The sequence below is a fragment of the Siminovitchia sediminis genome (assembly GCF_042680885.1).
In the GTDB taxonomy this organism is placed as follows: domain Bacteria; phylum Bacillota; class Bacilli; order Bacillales; family Bacillaceae_C; genus Siminovitchia; species Siminovitchia sediminis.
In genome coordinates, this window is record NZ_JBHUEO010000090.1 from 1 (window position 1) to 2,704 (window position 2,704).

At 46.2% G+C, this 2,704-nt stretch carries 3 protein-coding genes; all 3 read left to right on the top strand.

Annotated features, from left to right (window positions below):
- Positions 1 to 232 precede the first annotated feature (232 nt).
- Genes istA through ACFSCZ_RS17430 form a run of 3 tightly spaced genes read left to right on the top strand, consistent with a single transcriptional unit; the run spans position 233 to position 2,470 of the window.
- Entirely contained in the window at positions 233 to 1,477 is a 1,245-nt protein-coding gene (istA, locus tag ACFSCZ_RS17420; RefSeq protein ID WP_144522103.1) for an IS21 family transposase, read from the top strand.
- The gene (gene istB, locus ACFSCZ_RS17425) at positions 1,474 to 2,277 is read left to right on the top strand and encodes an IS21-like element helper ATPase IstB (protein WP_380775732.1); all 804 of its coding nucleotides are present in this window, start codon (positions 1,474 to 1,476) and stop codon (positions 2,275 to 2,277) included. Before istA ends, istB begins: the two co-directional genes overlap by 4 nt.
- Positions 2,252 to 2,470, top strand: a complete 219-nt coding sequence (locus ACFSCZ_RS17430) for a DUF5348 domain-containing protein (RefSeq protein ID WP_318282821.1) — start codon at positions 2,252 to 2,254, stop codon at positions 2,468 to 2,470. The genes istB and ACFSCZ_RS17430 overlap by 26 nt, the downstream gene beginning before the upstream one ends.
- Positions 2,471 to 2,704: the final 234 nt, after the last annotated feature.

Below are 2,704 nucleotides of genomic sequence, written 5' to 3' on the forward strand. Positions count from 1 at the left end.
AGCAGTTTGATAGCTTCGGAGATTGTCATATAATAATCCATGTATAACCGCACCTTTTATTAATTTTTTTGCTAATCCTATATTAGGCACTGCTTTCACTTTGCCGTTATTTGCCAAGTGTAGATTTGGTACAGCCGGATGTAAAATTAAGAATATAGCCGGAATAAAACTTTAGAGTTTCGACGTTCTCCTCCCGTAATAGATTTATAATCTATTACGGGAGGAGAGAAAAATGAACTATGAAACAAGGGAAGAGGTATTCTGGATGATTCAAGATCTGTATAAGAAAGGATGGAGCATTACGGATATTGCGGAAGAAATGGGCATCAGTTGGCCCACGGCAAAAAAATATACGGAAGAAATCCCAAAAAAACAAACGCGGCCAAACAGAAAAAGCAAGCTGGATCCGTTTAAAGAATACATAAAACAACGAATTGAGGAAGGTACAACCAATTGTGAGGTTCTGTTCGAAGAGATTCAGGAAAAAGGCTATTCAGGAAAGAAAACGATCTTGAAAGACTTTGTACAACCTTACCGGAAAACACCGGGGAAACAGGGCATCCCGAGATATGAGACCGCGCCCGGCGAACAGGCCCAGGTGGACTGGATGGACTGTGGCATCCGGGAAATGAATGGACAGCGCAAACGTACCTACGGATTCATCATGACCATGAGCTACTCAAGGAAACGTTACCTGTGCTTCACCACGGATATGAAAATGGATACCTTCCTGCGGTGTATGATCCAAGCCTTCGGATATTACGGTGGTATTCCCAAAAAGATTCTGTTCGATAATATGAAAACCGTAGTCCAACAACGGCTGAAGAAGGAAATCATCCTTACATCGGAATTCAATGACTTCGCCTTCTATTACGGATTCCAAGTGACTCTCTGTCAGCCAGGGAGACCCAGGACGAAAGGGAAAGTGGAAAATTCGGTGAAATATGTCCGAGGAAACTTCCTGCAGCGAAAGCATGATCCTTCTTTGGAAGCCTGGAACCGGGATGCCCTGTATTGGCTGGAAACCGTGGCCAATGCCAAACCGAACCAGACAACCGGAGTCCCGCCTGATGAACGATTTAAAGAAGAACAAAACCAGCTGCTGCCGATCGGGGGAATTAAGCCCTATGTGGTGGTGAAATGGGAAAAACGTTTGGTCAAAGACGGATATATTTCCGTCAAATCAAAGAAATATTCCGTGCCCAGCACCCCATCGCTCAAAGAGGTACGAATCCGGTGGACAAACAGAGAGACATTTGAAATATGGGACCATCAGCAGAAGATAGCTGAGTATGAGCTGAACAGGGATCCGCGAAAAACATTCATTTACCGGCCGGAACACCTGCCAAAAATAAAAGGAGCTTCTGATGAAGGGGATATGGGTTTGGCGACCTCCCCGCATGTTCAGAAAGCTCCGGAAGTAGAAGTCCGATCCCTCGACTATTATGAGAATCTGCAAGAGGAGGAATCTGTATGATGCTAGCCTTGGATGACCTGCATGACCGTTGCCTGGACCTCGGATGGAAGTCAGTGGCTCAAGACCTTGACGCCATCCTGGAACAGGCTTCTGCCAAAAGTATAACATACGCTGAATTTTTAAGCACCATCCTGCATCACGAAGAAAATGCCAAAAAGGAGGCGTCCTGGAACCGCCGTATCAAGAAGGCGCGGTTCCCTTTCGTGAAAACCTTGACCGAGTTTGATTTCACTGCCCAGCCTGGTGTCAGCGAAAAACGGATCCGTGATCTTGTCTCTCGTTCCTTTTATCGTGACGGTCACAATGTCATCCTTTTGGGGCCGCCTGGCGTAGGCAAGACCCATCTGGCTATTGCGATCGCCTTGGAGATCATTGACCAGGGGCAGACCGCCTTGTTCGTCCGGGCCGATGACTTCATCGAATCTGCCAGAGAAGCCGCCGAAAACAATCAGATCAAAAAATTTCTGCGACAATATGCAAGGCCGACTGTTCTGATCATAGATGAGATTGGATATGCGCCTTTTGATCCGACAAGCGCGCAAATCTTATTTCAGATTGTCTCCAAGCGCTATGAGGAAGGTTCCCTGATTATCACATCCAATAAATCATACAGCGAGTGGGGAGACATGCTTGGCAGCCCCGTCCTGGCCACAGCCATTCTGGATAGGCTCCTGCATCATAGCTCTGTTTTCAACATTCGCGGGGACTCCTACCGCCTGAAGGAAAAAATTCAGGCGGGCGTGATCCCTCAAAGGGCAGATTGGGGGGATGGCGATGAACAAAAGCAGCATGTATTATGACCGGCAGGAAGAACAATGGTATGTGCATCTGCGGGGAAACGATTATGCCCTTCAGTGCGGAGAGAGTTTTGGATTATATATCGGGCAAAAATCTATCCCGTGTCGGCTGGAGTTGGGAAATAAATGGTATGTCGTAATGGAGGATGTCAGATTCGATTTGCGCGAGGACAACAAATACCAGATCAAAATGTAACAGAACCGGCTCCGAAGCCTCCGAAGACCGGCCGTGCGGCGACAGAATTTCGGCTGTATTCTAAAAAAGTAAACCGGCGATTTTATAAAATTTTAAATCGTCCTTGACAGATTAAAAGGGAAGGCGCTTTCATCACTTGCTAATTGGGATAATTCTATGCTTTTAACCCATGTCTTTCTCTCATAGATACTTTTCCATCAATAAGAATGCTGTAAGAGTCATGGACAATACGAT

Coding starts and splice junctions, on each gene's coding strand:
- ACFSCZ_RS17430 (WP_318282821.1), top strand. CDS start 2,252: ATGAACAAAAGCAGCATGTATTATGACCGGCAGGAAGAACAATGGTAT.
- istB (WP_380775732.1), top strand. CDS start 1,474: ATGATGCTAGCCTTGGATGACCTGCATGACCGTTGCCTGGACCTCGGA.
- istA (WP_144522103.1), top strand. CDS start 233: ATGAACTATGAAACAAGGGAAGAGGTATTCTGGATGATTCAAGATCTG.